Genomic DNA, 19558 nt, shown 5'->3' on the forward strand with positions numbered 1-19558 from the left:
GAATTATACGCAATGTGAGAGCGCTCGCGCGCATTGGGAGAGTATCTGATGAGTAAGTTTCTCGATAGATTCCGCTATTTCAAACAACTTGGCGATACCTTTTCAAAGGATCATGGCCAAGAGCTAAATGTTAATCGTGACTGGGAAGATGGTTATCGCAGTCGTTGGCAACATGACAAAATTGTACGTTCTACTCATGGGGTAAACTGTACAGGTTCATGTAGTTGGAAAATCTACGTCAAAAATGGGTTAGTCACATGGGAAACCCAACAAACTGACTATCCGCGTACACGTCCTGATTTGCCTGATCATGAGCCTCGTGGCTGTCCTCGTGGTGCAAGCTATTCATGGTATTTATATAGCGCGAACCGCGTTAAATACCCAATGGTACGTAAACGCCTCGTTAAATTATGGCGTGAAGCAAAAGCACAACATAGCGATCCCGTTGATGCATGGGCTTCTATTGTTAACTCGCCAGAAAAAACCAAAAGCTATAAGCAAGCGCGTGGTCGTGGTGGTTTTGTTCGCTCTTCATGGTCAGAAGTGAATGAAATCATTGCAGCTTCTAACGTGTTTACAGCAAAAGAGTTTGGTCCTGATCGTATTATCGGTTTCTCGCCAATTCCTGCTATGTCGATGGTGTCATATGCGGCGGGTGCGCGTTATTTATCGCTTATTGGTGGCGCGTGCTTAAGTTTCTATGATTGGTATTGTGACTTACCACCTGCTTCGCCAATGACTTGGGGTGAGCAAACAGACGTACCAGAATCAGCCGACTGGTATAACTCTTCTTATCTGATTGCGTGGGGTTCTAACGTACCTCAAACCCGTACTCCTGATGCGCACTTCTTTACCGAAGTTCGTTATAAAGGCACTAAAACAGTTGCCGTAACGCCTGATTATGCTGAAATCGCTAAACTGTGTGACCAATGGTTAAACCCAAAACAAGGTACAGACAGCGCAATGGCAATGGCGATGGGACACGTTATTCTTAGCGAATTCCACGTTAAACGCCAAACAGAATATTTCCGCAACTATGTGCGCACTTACACTGATATGCCAATGTTGGTGATGTTAGATAAACACGACTCAGGCAAATTAGTTGCAGGTCGAATGTTACGTGCCTCTGATTTAGTGAACAATCTAGATCAGGAGAAAAACCCAGAATGGAAAACTGTTGCCATTGATGAGCAAACCCAACAATTGGTTGCTCCTCAAGGTTCTATGGGCTTTCGTTGGGAAGGAGCGGCTAAATGGAATCTTGAGCCTAAAGACGGTAAAAGTGGTGAAGATGTCACTTTACAATTAGGCCTTTTAGATAACCATGATGATATTGTTGATGTGGCATTCCCTTATTTTGGTGGCATTAAAAGCGAATATTTTGAAGGTGTTGCGCTTGATGATGTGCTTGTTCACAAGCTACCTGCTAAACGCATTACACTTGCGAATGGTGAAGAGAAATACATCACAACAGTCTATGACTTATTATTAGCCAACTACGGTGTTGATCGCGGTTTAAATGATGAAAACTGTGCGTCAAACTACGATGAAATCAAAGCATATTCACCCGCATGGGCTGAAAAAGTCACAGGTGTAAGCCGCCAAGATATCACCCGTATAGCGCGTGAATTTGCGGATAACGCAGAAAAAACACATGGTCGTTCAATGGTGATTGTCGGTGCAGGTATTAACCACTGGTATCACATGGATATGACTTATCGTGGCATTATCAATATGCTGATTTTCTGTGGTTGTGTCGGTCAAAGTGGTGGTGGTTGGGCACACTATGTTGGACAAGAAAAACTGCGTCCGCAAACTGGTTGGTTGCCATTAGCCTTTGGTCTTGACTGGCAGCGTCCGCCTCGTCATATGAACAGCACCTCGTTTTTCTATAACCACTCAAGTCAGTGGCGTTATGAAACCGTATCGCCAACAGAGTTATTATCGCCATTAGCGGATAAATCTCGCTTTAGCGGTAGTTTGGTGGATATGAACGTGCGTTCAGAACGTATGGGCTGGTTACCTTCCGCACCTCAATTAAACTTAAACCCATTGTCTATTGCGAAAAAAGCACAAGAAGCGGGTGTGAGTGCGGCTGACTATACCGTTAATGCATTGAAGTCAGGTGAGATTCGTTTTGCATCAGAACAGCCTGATAACCCACAAAATTTCCCACGTAATTTATTTATCTGGCGCTCTAACTTGTTAGGTTCGGCGGGTAAAGGGCATGAATATTTACTGAAATACTTGCTGGGTACTGAAAACGGCCTGCAAGGTAAAGATTTAGGCGAACAAGGTCAAGTCAAACCACAAGAAGTGGAGTGGCAAGATAAAGGCGGTGAAGGTAAAGTTGATTTAGTGGTGACGTTAGACTTCCGTATGTCGAGCACCTGCCTATTCTCAGATATCGTTTTACCAACCGCAACGTGGTATGAAAAAGATGATATGAATACGTCGGATATGCATCCGTTTATTCATCCATTAACAGCCGCGGTTGATCCTGCTTGGGAATCTAAAACAGACTGGGAAATCTATAAAGGCATCGCTAAAACCTTCTCTAAATTATGTGTGGGTCATTTAGGGGTTGAAACTGATTTAGTGACATTACCTATTCAGCATGACTCAGCCGCTGAAATGGCACAGCCTTTCGATGTGAAAGATTGGAAAAAAGGCGAATGTGACCTTATTCCGGGTAAAACCGCACCACATCTTATTCCTGTAGAGCGTGATTATCCTAATACCTATGCTCGCTTTACGTCATTAGGCCCTCTAATGGATAAATTGGGTAATGGCGGTAAAGGGATCAGTTGGAATACACAAACAGAAGTCGATTTCCTGAAAAAACTGAACCGTGTTCGTCATGAAGGTGCTGCAAAAGGGCGTCCAGCGATTGAAACAGCAATTGATGCAGCTGAAGTTATCCTCTCTTTAGCCCCTGAAACTAATGGCCAAGTAGCGGTAAAAGCGTGGGATGCACTGAGTAAAGTGACAGGACGCGATCACACTCATTTAGCTAAAGTAAAAGAAGACGAAAAAATTCGTTTCCGCGATATCGTTGCTCAACCTCGTAAGATTATTTCAAGCCCGACATGGTCTGGTCTTGAAGATGAGCACGTCTCTTATAACGCCTGTTATACCAACGTTCACGAGATGATCCCTTGGCGTACGTTAAGTGGTCGTCAGCAATTGTATCAAGATCATGAGTGGATGCGTGCTTATGGTGAAAGTTTAGTGGTTTATCGTCCACCAATTGATACCAAAGCCATTGATGCAGTTAAAGGCAAAAAACCAAATGGTTTCCCTGAAAAAGCGCTGAACTTCCTGACGCCTCACCAGAAATGGGGTATTCACTCAACATATAGCGATAACTTACTGATGTTAACGCTTGGTCGTGGTGGCCCTGTGGTTTGGCTGAGTGAAGATGATGCTAAAGAGATGGGAATTAGTGATAACGATTGGGTTGAAGCATACAACAGTAATGGTGCGCTAACGGCGAGAGCGATTGTCAGCCAACGTATTCCTGATGGCATGATTTATATGTATCACGCACAAGAACGTCAAATAAATCTGCCAGGATCTGAAATAACAGGAATGCGTGGTGGTATTCACAACTCTGTGACGCGTGTTTGCCCTAAACCAACCCATATGATTGGTGGATATGCTCAGTTGGCTTATAGCTTTAACTATTACGGCACTGTGGGCTCTAACCGTGATGAGTTTGTTGTGGTGCGTAAAATGAAACAGATTGATTGGCTTGATGGTGAAGGTGATGCTTATCAACAGACCCTGAATGGACAGGAGAAGGCATAATGAAAATTCGTTCACAAGTCGGTATGGTACTGAACCTCGACAAATGTATCGGTTGCCATACCTGTTCAGTAACCTGTAAAAATGTTTGGACGAGCCGTGAAGGTGTTGAATACGCATGGTTCAATAACGTTGAAACAAAACCAGGTACAGGGTATCCACAAAATTGGGAAGACCAAGAGAAATGGAAAGGCGGTTGGATCAAAAATATCAAAGGTAAATTGGTACCAAGAATGGGCAACCGTGTTGGTCTATTATCGAAAATTTTTGCCAACCCAGATGTCCCAGCATTGGATGATTACTATGAGCCATTTGATTATGACTATGAGCATTTAAAAAATGCACCAGAAGGCTCTTTACCGACAGCACGACCTCGTTCGCTGATCACCGGTCAGCGCATGACCAAAATCGAAAAAGGCCCAAACTGGGAAGACGATTTAGGTGGCGAATTTAGCAAACGTGCTGCGGATAAAAACTTCGCCAATATGCAAAAAGAGATGTATGGGCAGTTTGAAAATACATTCATGATGTATTTACCACGTTTATGTGAACACTGCTTAAATCCTGCTTGTGTTGCAACATGTCCAAGTGGTGCGATTTATAAACGTGCTGAAGATGGCATTGTGCTTATCGACCAAGATAAATGCCGTGGATGGCGCATGTGTTTAACCGGATGCCCATACAAAAAAATCTACTTCAACTGGAAAAGTGGTAAGTCAGAAAAATGTATTTTCTGTTATCCACGTATTGAAGCTGGTCAGCCAACACTGTGCTCAGAAACTTGTGTAGGACGTATTCGTTATCTGGGTGTGATGCTGTATGACGCAGATAAAATTTCACAAGCCGCCAGTGCGGATAATGAAAAAGATTTATACCAAAGCCAATTAGATATCTTCTTGGATCCATTTGATCCTGAAGTGATCAAAGCCGCTGAAGAGCAAGGTATTCCATTAAGTGTGATTGATGCAGCGCAGCGTTCACCTGTTTACAAAATGGCGGTGGATTGGAAGCTGGCATTACCACTGCACCCTGAATATCGCACCTTACCAATGGTTTGGTATGTACCACCTTTGTCACCTATTCAGTCTGCTGCTGATGCGGGCGTGCTACCACATACAGGCGTTCTGCCTGATGTAGAAAGCTTACGTATTCCAGTTCAGTATTTAGCAAACTTACTGACAGCTGGGGATACTGCACCTGTGTTATTAGCATTAAAACGCATGTTAGCGATGCGTCATTATAAACGTGCTGAAACCGTAGAAGGCAAAACAGACTTAAGTGCATTAGAGCAAGTAGGTTTGACTGAAGCGCAAGCACAAGAGATGTATCGTTATCTAGCTATTGCAAATTATGAAGATCGCTTTGTTATTCCATCAAGCCATCGTGAACTTGCAAGAGAAGCTTTCCCAGAACGTAATGGTTGTGGTTTTAGCTTTGGTGATGGTTGTCATGGCAGTGATAGCAAATTTAATTTGTTTAATAGCCATCGTATTGACGCGATTGATATCACATCAAGAACACCTCAAGACGAACGCCGATCAGAGGAGAAAATATAATGATCTCTCTGAAAGTCATTTCACATCTCTTAGATTATCCCACACAAGAATTGTGGGATAACCGAGGCGAACTTATCGATGCATTACAGGAAGCTGATGAGCTTCCTGTGACTCAAGTTGCGAAATTAATGGCATTTATTCATACCTTAACGCAACAAGAGTTGTTAGATGCGCAAGCCAATTACAGCGAGCTTTTTGATAGAGGGCGGGCGCGATCACTACTGTTATTTGAACACGTTCATGGTGAGTCTCGTGATCGTGGTCAAGCAATGGTTGATCTGCTCAATCAATATCAACAAGCAGGGATCACATTAAGTAGTCGTGAACTTCCTGACTATTTGCCTACTTATCTTGAGTATTTAACGCTCCTGCCAACGACAGACTGTATTGAAGGGCTAAATAACATTGCGCCTATTTTGGCGCTGTTAGGTGAGCGTTTGAAACAACGAGGCAGTGATTATCACGCGCTCTTTGATGTGTTGCTTTGCCTCTCACAAAGTGGATTGGAAGCATCACAACTGACTGCTCAAGTAGAAAAAGAGCCTTTAGATGATACACCTGCTGCATTAGATGCTGTGTGGGAAGAAGAGCAAGTAACGTTTCTTGGCGAAGGTACGCAATGTGGCAGTGGCAAAATCAGCCAACATCAGCGCCGTTTTGCACAGGAGACGACAGTTCAATATCTCAACGTGGGGAATTCGTTGGATACGGGAGCACAAAAATGAATTACATCAATATGTTATTTTTTGATATCTATCCCTATATTGCTGGTGCCGTTTTTATTATCGGTAGCTGGTTACGTTACGACTATGGTCAATATACATGGCGAGCCGGCTCTAGCCAGATGTTAGACAAGAAAAATATGCGATTGGCTTCTAACTTGTTCCATATCGGGATCATCGGTATTTTTGCTGGTCATTTTCTGGGAATGCTAACACCTCACTGGATGTATGAATCTTTCCTGCCTATTGAATACAAACAAATTATGGCAATGGTTGGTGGCGGTACTTGTGGTGTATTAATGCTGGTGGGGGGCGTGATGTTATTAAAACGCCGTTTAACCAATCCACGGGTTAGAGCTACATCTTCATTTGGTGACATCATGATCTTAACGCTTTTGGTTATTCAAGTAGCGCTAGGTTTACTGACTATTCCATTCTCAGCACAACATATGGATGGTAGCGAAATGATGAAGCTGGTGGCTTGGGCACAATCCATAGTGACTTTCCACGGCGGTGCTTCGGCTCATCTTGAAGGTGTCGCGTTCGTGTTTAAATTGCACATTTTCTTAGGTATGACGATTTTCTTATTGTTCCCATTCTGTCGATTAGTTCATATTTGGAGCGTGCCAGTTGAGTACTTAACTCGTCGCTATCAAATTGTGCGTAATCGTCATTAATGAATACCCATCTCCTGATAGTAAATTAGAGACCTTTTAATTGCGCTTATCTCACCCCCGCCCGCGGGGGTTTTTTTTATTTTTTTTCTCCCTTAAAACTTGAACAAAAAATTTGAATGGTTAAAGCAATAATCTTTAGATTCATTTAAGAATAGTTGCACTTATAATTCTTTTTAACGAAATGAATTTATATAAGGCAATAAATAGTTAATTAAATATCGTGATATTTAATTAAATTTAAATATTTATAATTGGTTGTTTATTATAAATAAACTCAAATTTAAATTAATCTGAATATTGTCATGTAAATTTGGTGCTATGATTTAATTGAGTCTTACCTCTATTATGCTATCGGAGATTATTATGAGCTTTAAATATCATCGTATTGATAAAAATAATGCCGCTGTTCTGTTGGTAGACCATCAAGCTGGATTACTCTCTTTAGTCAGAGATATCGAGCCTGATAAATTCAATAATAATGTACTAGCATTAGCCAATGCTGCTAAATACTTTAATTTACCTACCATTTTAACGACTTCTTTTGAAGATGGTCCTAATGGTCCTCTAATGCCTCAGCTCGTTGAAATGTTCCCAGATGCTCCTTATATCGCTCGCCCAGGTCAAATCAATGCATGGGATAATGAAGACTTCGTCAAAGCAGTTAAAGCAACGGGTAAAAAACAACTGATTATTGCGGGCGTTGTGACTGAAGTTTGTGTTGCATTCCCTGCATTATCAGCACTTGAAGAAGGTTTTGAAGTCTTTGTTGTCACTGATGCTTCAGGTACTTTCAATGCCATTTCTCGCGACTCTGCATGGGATAGAATGTCAAAAGCAGGGGCTCAATTAATTAACTGGTTTGGTTTAGCTTGTGAGTTACACCGTGATTGGCGTAATGATGTCGAAGGATTAGGTACACTGTTTGCTAACCATATTCCAGATTATCGTAATCTGATGACAAGCTATAATACTTTAACAAAAAAGTAAGCGGTTAATTTAAGTTTTACCTAAAAATAGGGCTTATATTATTTTTTGAAAAATATAATTTAATTGAATTTTAATTTTATTAAATTATAGATGTAAGCCCTTAATTAAAAATGGAATAGAAATGAAAAGTCAAATATTAAAAGCTACCGCTGTTGCTATGGCATTAAGTGTAGGTGTTGCACAGGCCGCTGAATATAAAGCAAGTACTGCTGAAGGTCCAATAAAAATAGTAAACCTAAAAGCAATGGAAGCTCAAGTTCAAGCAAATATGGAAAAAGGCGCCTTCGGTTATATTCGCGGTGGTGCTGAAGATGAAAATAACTTACGCTCTAATACAAGTGCATTTGATAAAAAATATATTATGCCTCGTTCATTACAAGGCATCGAATTTTCTGACTTAGATTTAAAAACAGAATTTTTGGGTATTAAATTAGATACGCCTATTATTCAGGCACCGATGGCAGCTCAAGGGCTTGCACATCAACAAGGCGAAGTTGCCACAGCAAAAGGTATGGCGAAAGCCGGCTCTATTTTTTCATTAAGCACTTATGGTAATAAAACCATTAAAGAAGTGGCGGACGCCCAACCCGGTTACCCATTTTTCTTTCAGTTGTACATGAGTAAAAATGATGCCTTTAATGAGTATATTTTATCTCAAGCAAAACAGTATGGCGCTAAAGGTATCATTATGACTATCGACTCTTCAGTGGGTGGTTATCGTGAAGATGATGTGAAAAATAACTTCCAATTCCCATTAGGTTTTGCCAACTTAGAAGCGTTTGCAAAAATCAGTGATGATAAATCTAAAACAGGTAAAGGTGCGGGTATTAGCGAAATTTATGCTCAAGCTAAACAAGCATTTACACCCGCAGATATTCAGTATGTGAAAAAAATGTCTGGTTTACCTGTGATTGTAAAAGGTATCGAATCACCTGAAGATGCAGATACTGCAATTAAAGCCGGCGCAGATGCAATTTGGGTTTCTAATCACGGTGGTCGTCAATTAGATAGCGCACCAGCAACAATTGATGTCTTACCTGCGATTGCCAAAGTGGTGAATAAACGTGTACCTATCGTGTTTGACAGTGGTGTGCGTCGTGGTTCACATGTCTTTAAAGCATTAGCAAGTGGTGCAGATGTTGTTGCCGTCGGTCGCCCAATTCTTTATGGATTAAATTTAGGGGGTGCTGAAGGTGTTAATTCAGTTATCCAACATTTAAATAAAGAATTAAAAATTAATATGATGTTAGGTGGCGCAAAAACAGTAAAAGATATTCAAGCCACTCCACTTTATACCGACGCAAGTTTTAATCAATAATTAGTTTATAAAGTTAAAAGTAATAAAACCCACGCTCAATATTGAACGTGGGTTTTTTCTATTAACTTATTTTTTCTATCAACTTAAAAGAATATTGTTAGTTTAAAAAATTATTCTTGGGTTGATGGTGTATCACTAAAACAGAGGTTATTTTGATTATTAATACCACCATCTGACGATGAATAACCTAGACAACCTAACATTGAATCAAAAATATTGTGATGATAGAACGTGCGTTCTGCATCTTGATTGCGCTTTAAGTTATCAAATAGCTGTTTATTTTCAGGCTCTGCTAAATAGCTATCTGACATCCAAACTAAGAATGGTACTTTAAATTGTTCTGGTGGGGCAATTTCTTTTGGTGTGCCATGTAAGCCACCTTTTTCTGAAATAGATTCACCGTGATCGGAGGTATAAAACACAATGGCTTTTTTATCGCGCAATGTGTCGAGTATGCCATCAATAAAATAGTCGGTATAAAGAATAGAGTTATCATAAGCATTCACTAACTGCTCTTTAGTACACTCATCATCCACATTTAAACATTCAGGTTGGTATTTTTTGAATGATTCAGGGTAACGCTGTGAATACATAAAGTGAGAGCCTTTAGTGTGTAAAATTACTAAATGATTTCCCTTTGGATGTTGGGCAACCGTATTTGCCGTTTCAGTAATTAATAAGGTGTCATCAAGTTCTTTACCAAAATTGCTATTTTTTGCAGTCATCATCTCTTTCATTGCGTAGTTATTTAAATCAAGTTTATTGTAAAACCATAATTCACTTTGCATGGAGAACAACTCTGATGACATACCTAATTGGCTTAATACTGAAAAAATATTGTTCTCTTTTGATGTCCGCTGATCGTTACTTTCTGTCCCGTTTTCTCGTACAAACATACATTTTAAAGAGAGCTTGGTTGCGGTATCACAAGAAATACCTTTAAAGGCAACAAGATTTTTCTCTTGGCTTAATAGAGGATTTGTTTGACGTTCATATCCTAACAATCCCATATGATCCCATCTTGCTGTTTCACCAATAATAAAAACAACATACACATCTTCATTTGCCTTTGAAGGCTCATAAGTGAAGTGATCGGCAGGATTAAAAATATTTTGGTTATTAAACGTATCGTCATACTGCGTTATTGCATATTGAAATAATGGGATAATCCAATTTGTAGGTAAATACGCATAACTTAAGCCACCACTATAGCTTGGCAGATCCAAGTTATTTTTTATTTCATAGGCTTTTTGTTTTGAATCAAGTGTTTTCAAATAGGCAAAAACAGCCAGTGCAATCACAAGCATTTTGACGGTATTTTTTATCCAGATTTTTTTCTTTTGTTGTGTAGTTAGATTTTTCTCTGGTTTTTTACCTAGCCAAATAAGAGCTAATGGCAAAATAGATAAGCCAATAATCCAAATAATCACATTTGGGCTAACCAGCTCTTTAGATAAATCCGTATCCGTGGTTAGTGTTGAAATAATAATGCCGTATCCAATGACGACATCATAAAAAGAAATATAGTAACTCGCACAAACACTCACGACGAGAATAAAAGAGGCGACGATTTTAAAGAATAGAGAGCCGAAAAAAGAGAGTAGCCGTAATAGAAAGAAGGTAAAGGCAATGTTAACAGCAATTTCACCTAGAATATATAATGCATCAATGAGGGGGTTGTTTGTATTTTGTGTGCCGTATCGGCCAATGTAAACGGAAAGATTAAGAAAGAAACCAAGGTAGACAGCTAAAAAAAGGGCAATGTTCTCTTTAGAAAAACGTAAAAACTTTAATTTTTGCATGTTCAGTTATTATCAATTTATATGGTGTAGAGGTCTTTAAGACCGCGAGGTTGTTTTCAGGTTCAGTATTATGTTCTTTTTTTTATTGAAGTTTAAAAATTTTTTATTTGATTTACATAAATATCAAAATTATTAATTTTAAATAGTTTTAGTAGATAGGAATATTGATAGAGATATTAGAAGGTTGTCATCATTATATACGGCAAGATCCCGATAAAGGCAGATAAGAAAGCGTATTTATTATTTTGATTTCGCAGATGAAATAAATAAGTATTATTACGTTATAAATATTAATGTATAACGAATTTTGATAGAAATACAAATCGACATAAATATCGTCATTAGTGTCGAGCACTTCCTACTACTTTAGCTGTCATTGTTTTCTTGCTCATTCAACGGATTTTATTTCTCTTTATTTTTCATTGTGTTGTGGAAAAGTGAAAAAGCGTGCTTATTTGGCACACTCTCTGCATAGATAGAGGAGAAGATCAGGTAATAACCTGAAAGTTGATGAACACAGGAGCAATGTTGATGAAAAAAGTCATCACGGTCTGTCCGTATTGCGCCTCAGGATGCAAAATCTACCTGAAGGTGGAAAACGGTAAAATTATTGGCGCTGAAGGAGCCAATGGTTTAACAAACCAAGGTGAGCTGTGTCTGAAAGGGTATTATGGATGGGATTTTATCCATGATACTAAGATACTGACTCCACGTCTTAAAACACCAATGATCCGTCGTGAAAGAGGCGGAAAATTAGAATCGGTTTCTTGGGATGAAGCGATTGAGTTTGCAAGTAGCAAGCTTCTTGCTATCAAAGAGAAATACGGTGCTAAATCTATTATGACAACCGGCTCTTCACGAGGCCCGGGTAACGAAGCTAACTTCGTTATGCAGAAATTCGCTCGTGCGGTTATCGGAAATAATAATATAGACTGCTGTGCTCGTGTCTGACACGGCCCTTCGGTTGCAGGTCTGCAGCGTTCGGTCGGTAATGGTGCTATGAGCAACTCAATCGTTGAGATTGAGGATACCAAATGTCTATTTGTCTTCGGCTATAACGCCGCAGACTCGCATCCTATTGTTGCTCGCCGTATTGTTAAGGCGAAAGAAAAGGGTGCCAAAATTATTGTATGTGACCCTCGTTACATCGAAACAGCACGTTTAGCCGATTTACACTTAGGCTTAAAAAATGGCTCTAACATTGCGCTATTAAATGCGATTGCGCATGTGATTATTGAAGAAGGATTGCATGATAAATCCTTTATCGAAAATCACACCGAGCAATTTGACGAGTATTGTAAATTAGTTGAAAGCTATACACCTGAATCTGTTGAAGAAATAACAGGTTTAAGTGCTCAAATTATTCGTGAAGCTGCACGTATGTACGCGAAAGCAGAAACAGCGACAATTCTTTGGGGTATGGGTGTAACTCAATTCTACCAAGGTGTTGAAACGGTACGTTCACTGACTAGTTTAGCTTTATTAACGGGTAATTTAGGTAAAAAATATGTCGGGGTTGGCCCAGTTCGTGGTCAAAATAACGTACAAGGTGCGTGTGATATGGGAGCATTGCCTAACACACTACCAGGTTATCAATACGTTACTGACGAAAAAGCGCGTGAGAAATTTGCTAAATTCTGGGGCATTGAGTCAATGCCTGAAGAAGTGGGCTATGCGTTAAGTGAAGTTCCTCATAATATCGATCACGGCTTATTAAAAGCTCACTATGTAATGGGTGAAGATCCACTGCAAACTGAGCCTGATTTAGCAACAATCCGTAGAACGTTTGAAAAACTGGATCTACTGATAGTGCAAGATATCTTTATGACCAAAACGGCGTCTATTGCTGATGTTATTTTCCCTGCAACATCATGGGGTGAGCATGAAGGTGTTTATACTGCGGCAGACCGTGGTTTCCAACGCTTCTATAAAGCTGTTGAACCTGTTGGTGATGTGAAAACAGACTGGCAAATTATCAGTCTGATGGCAACAGCAATGGGTTATCCAATGCATTACAACAATACCAAAGAAATTTGGGATGAGTTGCGTGAGTTATGCCCAATTTATTATGGTGCGACTTACGAAAAAATGGCGGACTTGGCTTATATCCAATGGCCTTGCCCAACAGAAGATAGCCCAGGTACACAATATCTGTACGATGGTGGTAAATTCGATACTCCTAACGGTAAAGGTCAATTCTTTACTTGTGAGTGGGCTCCACCAATTGACAAACTCTCTGATGAGTTTCCAATGGTATTGGCAACCGTCCGTGAAGTTGGACACTACTCTTGCCGTTCAATGACAGGTAACTGTAAAGCATTGGCGGCGTTGGCTGATGAACCGGGTTATGTTCAATTAAACACAGAAGATGCCAAACAGTTGGGTATCAAAGATCAAGAGTTAGTTTGGATACGCTCTCGTCAAGGTAAAGTCATTACGCGTGCTGCGGTCAGTGATAGACCGAATAAAGGTGCTGTATATATGACTTATCAATGGTGGATTGGTGCTTGTAACGAACTGGTTGCAGAGAATTTAAGCCCAATTACCAAAACACCTGAGTATAAATATTGTGCAGTATGTGTTGAGCCAATCAAGGAACAGGCTCAGGCAGAACACTATGTGAAAACGGAATATAGCAATATTAAACGTCGTTTAAGAGAAGCCGCCGAGGGTTGATCTTCGTCTGATTAATATTGTCTTTCTGCCTTAGAACCGAGTTTATTGACCTTAGCGTCAGTAAGCTCGGTTTTTTATTAGATTATTATTTTGTGCACAACTAAGCGACGGACTGATTTAAATAAAGTGTTAAAGGTAAGTCAGGATGCGGATCCATCGAATCAAATTTATGTGATGGATGAGAATCAACCGTTGGATAGCGAGATAGTAAAACAATAAAATCTTGGTAAGCCTGCTTTTTATTATCATGCGTAAAAATAGGTGTACCACTATGATTTAATTCATTATCTGCAATGAGTAAAATATCAAGATATTGCGCATTATTGTGTTCATAAAGTACATTTTTAGGATCAATTTTTTGCCAAGCTGTTCCTATCGCCTCTTTTGGTGAATGAACACGTAAAGCGCCAGTATTATCCTTAACGTTATTCTTATTCATCATCACAATCATGGTGTGATCAACGCCATCTTTATGAACCCCTTCAATTGAAAGTTCACTTAAAGAATCTGGTTGGGCAATTAATCTTAAATGAAAAACAGTTGATATTGATTTAGGCGAATTTTGATCGGTTAAGTGACGAGATGTAAATTTATTACCTTGAATTAATAGCATTTTTAATTTTAATAACGCTTGATAAGCCGTATTGCTCTGCCAGCGATCATCAAGTGCTCTAAAATGCCTTTGTGTGCCACTGTCTTCACGAATAAATCCATCTTCTTCAGTGAGAACAAAAGGTTGATATTCTAGTCTGGAGATCGTTTCTATATCATTATCAAAAAGGTAGCGTCCTGTTCGAGAATGACGAAATGAAAGAGTCGGATCTTGTGCTAAATAGTCACCATATTCCATGAGTGCATTAATATCTTTTTCTTCAGCACCTAATTGTTTTATTAAATCAATGACAATACTTTGGGGAATAAAGACATATTTATTATTCTTGTATTCTTTTTTTATTTCACTAATTCTATTTATAAGCAGGCTATTCATATATAATATGCTCCATTGATGGTTTATATTATTAATAGTTAATAAAGTGAGTAATTAATAAAATATAATCATTTAGATTATAGATAGAGATTAATAAGTTTCAAATGTACAAAAAAAGAGTGTAATAAAATAATTACACTCTTTTAGATAAGTAAGAAACTATTTTAGGGTTAAAGTATTTCTGGAATTGAAATACCGAGACGTTGCATCCGCGATAATAACGTTGTTCTTTTTAATCCTAGTTTTAAAGCAGCGCCTCTAGCGCCAGCAACTACACCATTGGTTTCTCTTAATGCTTGAATTATCCTTTCTCGCTCTTCATCATCGCTTTCTGGCGCATTCGTCTGCATGCGCTTTTCAATGGATGAAGGTTGCGTCAGTACCTGCTTTAAACGAGAGGGCTTGTTAATATGAAGCTCTTTTAACTGAAGGTTTAATGTTGATCCTCGCGTTAAAATAACGGCACGCTCAATAATATTTTCAAGTTCACGAACATTACCCGGCCATGGATAAAGTGTTAACTGCTCCAATGCGTTGGCAGGTATACAATCTATTTTTCTATCCATTCTACGCGCAATTTTTTGCGTAAAATGTTTAGCTAAAAGCGGAATATCTTCAGGTCGCTCTCTTAGTGGTGGAATAATAATAGGAAAAACATTAAGACGATAATAAAGATCTTCTCGAAATTCACCTTCATCTGTTAATTCATGCAGATCTTTATTGGTCGCTGCAATTAGCCTAACATCAACTGGGATCACTTTATTACCACCCAACCTTTCTATTTCTCGCTCTTGAAGAACGCGAAGTAATTTGGGTTGTAAGTCAATTGGCATATCACCAATTTCATCAAGAAATAGCGTGCTTTTATCTGCCATCTCAAATCGGCCAATATGTGTATTGGTTGCGCCTGTAAATGCGCCTTTATCATGGCCAAAGAGATCACTTTCTAAAAGGCCAGAAGGTACTGCGGCACAGTTCATTTTTATCATCGACTTATTTTTTCGCAGACTTAGACGATGAATAGCGCGCGCAATTAATTCTTTACCCGTACCTGTTTCACCTAATATAAGTACAGTACTATCACTTTGTGCCACTAATTCAATTTGTTCTAGCACATTATGCATAGCGTCACTTTGATAAATAATCTCACTGAAGCATGCATTGTTATCTATTTGCTCATTAAGCCAAATATTCTCATTCTTTAAACTGTCTTTTAAATGTGTTATTTCTTCATAAGCCGCTGCATTTTCAATGGCGATACCAATACGAGCTGCAATTTGTTGTAGCAATTGGCAAGTATCGTTAGTAAAAACGCTTCCTACTTCGTGTGCTAAAATTAATAAGCCTAGCGGTTTATGATTAAAAGCCAGTGGCAATAACAAAGCCGTCTGCATATTTTGCTTAACTAGACGCTTAATCAAAACATCTTCTTGATTTTCTTTATTAATATCAATTAAGACAGGTTTATTCTGATTAATAATTTCTTCTGCTTTGTTATTCGCGCTACTAAACTTACGTTGTTGGCGAATGACTGATTTCCCAGTCTGATAACGACTAGAGTAAAGAATACCTTCACCACTATTTTGTGATGAGGTACGGCATAACATAAGACTAATATGGTTCAATCCAAAAAAACGATGTATTTCTTTAGAGACTTCAGAAATAAGACCATCCATGTCTAGATGAGCTAATACAGAATTTGTGATATCAACCAATATTCGATATTGGTTGCGCTCATTACGAAGGCTCTCCATAGTTTCAGCATTGTTACTGCTTAATTTCATGACACCACCGATTGCCCTAAAAAATTAGCTATATTGTAGTAGGTTTATAATAAATTTATATCAATGACTGAATCATTTTTGATCCAACCCGCTATTTTTGTATACGTCGTGAAACTTAAGAATATAAATGTATCAAATCACTATATAATCAAATATATATCGATTTATTTTATCGTCAAAATTGTCGAATAATTTGACGAAGTAACTTATTTATTAATTAATAATCATTTTTATTTGAAAATTATTTAATTGAAAAATAAGGAATAGTTATATCAAAAATATATTGGCATGAACCGTGCTAGATTCATTCTATTGATACTCTAATTATTACTCTTAATTAGAATAACTCGTTGCATTTATCGCCATATATAACGGCTATATATAACAAAGATCAGGAGAATATGATGAACCGTTTCATCATTGCAGACCCTAAAAAATGTATTGGTTGCCATACTTGTGAAGTGGCTTGTGTCGTGTCACATCAGCAAGTAGACCAAGATAATTTAGCCATTGAGCAAATTAGTGAGCAGAATTTCCAACCCCGAATTCATGTGGTCAAAGGATTTTCAATCAGTACGGCAGTTGTTTGTCATCAATGTGAAGATGCCCCTTGTGCTAATGTGTGTCCGAATGGCGCTATCATTCATAACAAAGATTATTACTATGTTGATCAGGAAAAATGTATAGGTTGTAAAACCTGTGTACTGGCTTGCCCTTATGGCACGATGGAAGTGGTTTCTCGTCCAGTTATGCGCACATCAACCGCGCTCAATGCGATTGAGGCATTTAAAGCGGAAGCCAACAAATGCGACTTATGCCACCATCGTGAATCGGGTCCCGCATGTATTGAAGTCTGCCCAACTCATGCTTTAGTGTGTATTGATAGAGATGCACTTGAAGAGATGGTTAAAGAGCGTCGTCGCAGAGCAGCTTTTGAAACCGGTGCTGAATTGTTGTTCTAAGATCAATAATAAAGCAACTATGTACTGGTACTATAGTTGCTATTATTTATCCTGCTTCAATAAGGTATCGACATGCATGAAATTACGCTTTGCCAGAGCGCATTTGAGATAATAGATTCTCAAGCTAAATTAAATAATGCAAAAAAAGTAAAAAGTGTATGGATGGAATTGGGCGCATTATCTTGTGTTGAAGTCAGTGCACTTGAATTTTGCTTTGATATTGTTTGCAGAGACACCCTTGCCCAAGGTTGTGAATTACATATTGAGGTTATCCCCGCGAAAGCATGGTGTTGGGATTGTCATCAAGTTGTCACTGTTTCAACCTTTAATGCAGGTTGTCCGTCTTGTGGTAGCCAAAATTTGCGCGTTGAAAATGATGATGCAATGCGAATAAAGCAAATAGAGATCGAATAGGGGTTGTTATGTGTCTTGGTATTCCAGGTCAGGTTGTTGAAGTCGGAAAAACAATCACTGAAAATGCAATGGTCGATGTTTGTGGCGTTAAACGAGAAGTGAATATTGCGTTAGTCTGCGAGGGTGAGCCTCATACGATGATCGGTAAGTGGGTGTTAGTGCATGTTGGTTTCGCCATGAGTATTGTCAATGAAGAAGAAGCAAAAGAGACGCTGGATGCTCTGATGGCAATGGGAGAAGTTGAAGATGATGTCTCTGCTTTTCTTTATGGCGAAGAGGGCGCACCTAAGCAAGTTTGAATAAATTTCAAGCTATTGCATGCTTTATTACTTTTTCTTATAATTCAATCTCATTTCTCTGAAGCTGGGACGACCCAGCTTTCTGTTGTTCATTCAGGGGACGACCCCAAATATGTTTTATATAATAAAAGGGGTAATTTATGTCCTGGGCAATTCTATTTGTTGCTGGTTTACTTGAGATAGTTTGGGCTGTTGGCTTGAAATACACTCATGGATTTACGCGACTAACACCAAGCATTATTACGATAACGGCCATGATTGTGAGCATGGGCATGTTATCTTATGCCATGAAAGGCTTACCAGCAGGCACCGCTTATGCGATTTGGACAGGTATTGGTGCTGTCGGTACTGCAATTTTTGGTATTTTAGTTTTTGGTGAGTCTGCCAATATTTATCGTTTATTGAGTTTAGCGATGATAATTTTTGGCATTATCGGGCTGAAATTGGCGAGTTAATTGTGATAGGTTTGATTTATTAAAAAATTTTCTAATAAGATTAGCGTAATTAAAATCTTTTTACTTATGTTATTGTTCTAATGAAAATCATCAAAAATCAATTAGATAATGATAATTAAAAGATCTGCGTTAAAATTTTGATAGTCAATAAGCGGTAACATTTAACCATAGACCCCCCCAAAATAAGTGTCCTATTTTGGGGAGAATTTAGAGACTTTGATTTTGCTCTAATCAATTGGGTACGATATTTTCTAGCTTCTCCCATATCCTTTTTGCAGAATAAAAAATGCAATCACCTAACTTTTTTTGTTTCTTGGTTTTTAATCTAAGTGGTTAAAGAAACATTGATTGAAAAAGTGGTACTGGTTACTATAGTACTCATTACTGCAGAGGGAGTGGCATGGGAATATATAAAATATCTTCTTTTAAGAGAAGTGTGAAGAAAACACCCATAACGGATAAGCAGTTATCTGTAGCTGCAAAAGAAGTTCAGCAAGGAAAATATGAAGCTGACTTGGGTGGTGGAGTAATAAAAAAACGTCTAGCAATACAAGGACAAGGTAAAAGCGGAAGTGTTAGAGTCATCATATTTTTTAAGATCAACAATCATCTTTTTTTCGCTGATGGCTGGACGAAAAATGCCGTTAATGCAAAGGGAAAAAAAGAAATAGAAGATGACGAATTGCAGGCCTATAAACATTTAGCAAATGAGTTTTTAAATTATGATGAAAGTACTATTAATCATTTAATTTCTTGCAGAATTTTAGAGGAAATAACTGATGAGTAACAAGCTAAATAACATGCTTGAATTGGCTAAAGAGCTAAATGCCGCAGGTACATCACCCGATAGCTTGGTTCAAGAAATTGAAAGTATTGTTCACACTCGTGAAATTAATGACAAAATACAATGCGTATCGGCGATGAGTGGTGCAGAGATTAAAACTTTGCGCACTAAATTTGGAATGTCACAGGCTGTTCTTGCCCGAGCTTTAGGTATGTCAAAAGAGAGCGTATCTAAATGGGAAAGAGGTGAAAAGAAGCCAAGTGGACCAGCGCTAAGAATGTTACGTATTTTAGAACGTCAGGGACCTGAAGTCCTAATAATTTAAGT

16 protein-coding genes are annotated in these 19558 nt (G+C 38.6%); 13 read left to right on the top strand and 3 right to left on the bottom strand.

The features are described from left to right. Nucleotides 1–48 precede the first annotated feature (48 nt). The 6 genes from ACNART_RS03455 to ACNART_RS03480 all read left to right on the top strand — a co-directional run bounded on the left by ACNART_RS03455 (nucleotide 49) and on the right by ACNART_RS03480 (nucleotide 9067). The gene (locus ACNART_RS03455; RefSeq protein ID WP_368927476.1) at nucleotides 49–3810 is read left to right on the top strand and encodes a nitrate reductase subunit alpha; all 3762 of its coding nucleotides are present in this window, start codon (nucleotides 49–51) and stop codon (nucleotides 3808–3810) included. Then, the gene (gene narH, locus ACNART_RS03460; RefSeq protein WP_088493882.1) at nucleotides 3810–5363 is read left to right on the top strand and encodes a nitrate reductase subunit beta; all 1554 of its coding nucleotides are present in this window, start codon (nucleotides 3810–3812) and stop codon (nucleotides 5361–5363) included. The genes ACNART_RS03455 and narH overlap by 1 nt, the downstream gene beginning before the upstream one ends. Continuing rightward, a complete protein-coding gene (narJ, locus tag ACNART_RS03465) occupies nucleotides 5363–6088 on the top strand; it encodes a nitrate reductase molybdenum cofactor assembly chaperone (protein ID WP_167392502.1) in 726 nt (241 codons plus the stop codon). Before narH ends, narJ begins: the two co-directional genes overlap by 1 nt. After that, a complete protein-coding gene (gene narI / locus ACNART_RS03470; RefSeq protein WP_196532428.1) occupies nucleotides 6085–6762 on the top strand; it encodes a respiratory nitrate reductase subunit gamma in 678 nt (225 codons plus the stop codon). The genes narJ and narI overlap by 4 nt, the downstream gene beginning before the upstream one ends. Nucleotides 6763–7125: 363 nt before the next feature. Beyond that, nucleotides 7126–7749, top strand: a complete 624-nt coding sequence (ycaC, locus tag ACNART_RS03475; protein WP_023583682.1) for an isochorismate family cysteine hydrolase YcaC — start codon at nucleotides 7126–7128, stop codon at nucleotides 7747–7749. A gap of 121 nt (nucleotides 7750–7870) precedes the next feature. Beyond that, nucleotides 7871–9067: a lactate oxidase gene (locus ACNART_RS03480; RefSeq protein WP_196569896.1), complete on the top strand. Its 1197-nt coding sequence runs from the start codon at nucleotides 7871–7873 to the stop codon at nucleotides 9065–9067. A 110-nt stretch (nucleotides 9068–9177) separates the two neighbouring features. Here ACNART_RS03480 and eptB read toward each other — a convergent pair whose 3' ends face one another. After that, a complete protein-coding gene (gene eptB / locus ACNART_RS03485; RefSeq protein ID WP_416303438.1) occupies nucleotides 9178–10869 on the bottom strand; it encodes a kdo(2)-lipid A phosphoethanolamine 7''-transferase in 1692 nt (563 codons plus the stop codon). A gap of 531 nt (nucleotides 10870–11400) precedes the next feature. On the opposite strand from eptB, the gene fdhF reads away from it, so the two are divergent. After that, nucleotides 11401–13545, top strand: coding sequence for a formate dehydrogenase subunit alpha (fdhF, locus tag ACNART_RS03490; protein WP_198619238.1), 2145 nt, complete (start codon nucleotides 11401–11403; stop codon nucleotides 13543–13545). A 100-nt stretch (nucleotides 13546–13645) separates the two neighbouring features. Here fdhF and ACNART_RS03495 read toward each other — a convergent pair whose 3' ends face one another. Together ACNART_RS03495 and ACNART_RS03500 are read right to left on the bottom strand one after the other, a co-directional pair. Continuing rightward, nucleotides 13646–14533 carry a 2OG-Fe dioxygenase family protein gene (locus tag ACNART_RS03495; RefSeq protein WP_109374303.1) on the bottom strand — a complete coding sequence of 296 codons (888 nt, stop codon included), beginning with the start codon at nucleotides 14531–14533 and terminating at the stop codon, nucleotides 13646–13648. Nucleotides 14534–14703: 170 nt separating this feature from the next. After that, entirely contained in the window at nucleotides 14704–16317 is a 1614-nt protein-coding gene (locus ACNART_RS03500; protein WP_198630459.1) for a sigma 54-interacting transcriptional regulator, read from the bottom strand. Between the two features lie 404 nt (nucleotides 16318–16721). Here ACNART_RS03500 and hydN point away from each other — a divergent pair, with 404 nt between their 5' ends. The 6 genes from hydN to ACNART_RS03530 all read left to right on the top strand — a co-directional run bounded on the left by hydN (nucleotide 16722) and on the right by ACNART_RS03530 (nucleotide 19556). After that, nucleotides 16722–17279, top strand: a complete 558-nt coding sequence (gene hydN / locus ACNART_RS03505) for an electron transport protein HydN (protein ID WP_368927471.1) — start codon at nucleotides 16722–16724, stop codon at nucleotides 17277–17279. Nucleotides 17280–17351: 72 nt separating this feature from the next. Next, nucleotides 17352–17693 carry a hydrogenase maturation nickel metallochaperone HypA gene (gene hypA, locus ACNART_RS03510; RefSeq protein ID WP_198619241.1) on the top strand — a complete coding sequence of 114 codons (342 nt, stop codon included), beginning with the start codon at nucleotides 17352–17354 and terminating at the stop codon, nucleotides 17691–17693. Nucleotides 17694–17701: 8 nt separating this feature from the next. After that, nucleotides 17702–17992 carry a hydrogenase maturation factor HybG gene (gene hybG, locus ACNART_RS03515; RefSeq protein ID WP_198619242.1) on the top strand — a complete coding sequence of 97 codons (291 nt, stop codon included), beginning with the start codon at nucleotides 17702–17704 and terminating at the stop codon, nucleotides 17990–17992. 140 nt (nucleotides 17993–18132) lie between these two features. After that, the gene (gene sugE / locus ACNART_RS03520) at nucleotides 18133–18447 is read left to right on the top strand and encodes a quaternary ammonium compound efflux SMR transporter SugE (RefSeq protein ID WP_064718792.1); all 315 of its coding nucleotides are present in this window, start codon (nucleotides 18133–18135) and stop codon (nucleotides 18445–18447) included. Between the two features lie 400 nt (nucleotides 18448–18847). Continuing rightward, a complete protein-coding gene (locus tag ACNART_RS03525; protein ID WP_198619243.1) occupies nucleotides 18848–19234 on the top strand; it encodes a type II toxin-antitoxin system RelE/ParE family toxin in 387 nt (128 codons plus the stop codon). Then, entirely contained in the window at nucleotides 19227–19556 is a 330-nt protein-coding gene (locus ACNART_RS03530) for a helix-turn-helix domain-containing protein (RefSeq protein WP_198619244.1), read from the top strand. Before ACNART_RS03525 ends, ACNART_RS03530 begins: the two co-directional genes overlap by 8 nt. Nucleotides 19557–19558 lie beyond the last annotated feature (2 nt).

Source organism: Proteus sp. LHD240705, assembly GCF_047921555.1.
GTDB lineage: Bacteria > Pseudomonadota > Gammaproteobacteria > Enterobacterales > Enterobacteriaceae > Proteus.

Excerpts from the sequence above, each read along its gene's own strand:
- narI (WP_196532428.1), top strand. The coding sequence starts at position 6,085 with ATGAATTACATCAATATGTTATTTTTTGATATCTATCCCTATATTGCT.
- ycaC (WP_023583682.1), top strand. The coding sequence starts at position 7,126 with ATGAGCTTTAAATATCATCGTATTGATAAAAATAATGCCGCTGTTCTG.
- ACNART_RS03500 (WP_198630459.1), bottom strand. The coding sequence starts at position 16,317 with ATGAAATTAAGCAGTAACAATGCTGAAACTATGGAGAGCCTTCGTAAT.
- hybG (WP_198619242.1), top strand. The coding sequence starts at position 17,702 with ATGTGTCTTGGTATTCCAGGTCAGGTTGTTGAAGTCGGAAAAACAATC.
- sugE (WP_064718792.1), top strand. The coding sequence starts at position 18,133 with ATGTCCTGGGCAATTCTATTTGTTGCTGGTTTACTTGAGATAGTTTGG.
- hydN (WP_368927471.1), top strand. The coding sequence starts at position 16,722 with ATGAACCGTTTCATCATTGCAGACCCTAAAAAATGTATTGGTTGCCAT.
- hypA (WP_198619241.1), top strand. The coding sequence starts at position 17,352 with ATGCATGAAATTACGCTTTGCCAGAGCGCATTTGAGATAATAGATTCT.
- ACNART_RS03530 (WP_198619244.1), top strand. The coding sequence starts at position 19,227 with ATGAGTAACAAGCTAAATAACATGCTTGAATTGGCTAAAGAGCTAAAT.
- ACNART_RS03525 (WP_198619243.1), top strand. The coding sequence starts at position 18,848 with ATGGGAATATATAAAATATCTTCTTTTAAGAGAAGTGTGAAGAAAACA.
- narH (WP_088493882.1), top strand. The coding sequence starts at position 3,810 with ATGAAAATTCGTTCACAAGTCGGTATGGTACTGAACCTCGACAAATGT.
- ACNART_RS03455 (WP_368927476.1), top strand. The coding sequence starts at position 49 with ATGAGTAAGTTTCTCGATAGATTCCGCTATTTCAAACAACTTGGCGAT.
- eptB (WP_416303438.1), bottom strand. The coding sequence starts at position 10,869 with ATGCAAAAATTAAAGTTTTTACGTTTTTCTAAAGAGAACATTGCCCTT.
- narJ (WP_167392502.1), top strand. The coding sequence starts at position 5,363 with ATGATCTCTCTGAAAGTCATTTCACATCTCTTAGATTATCCCACACAA.
- ACNART_RS03495 (WP_109374303.1), bottom strand. The coding sequence starts at position 14,533 with ATGAATAGCCTGCTTATAAATAGAATTAGTGAAATAAAAAAAGAATAC.
- ACNART_RS03480 (WP_196569896.1), top strand. The coding sequence starts at position 7,871 with ATGAAAAGTCAAATATTAAAAGCTACCGCTGTTGCTATGGCATTAAGT.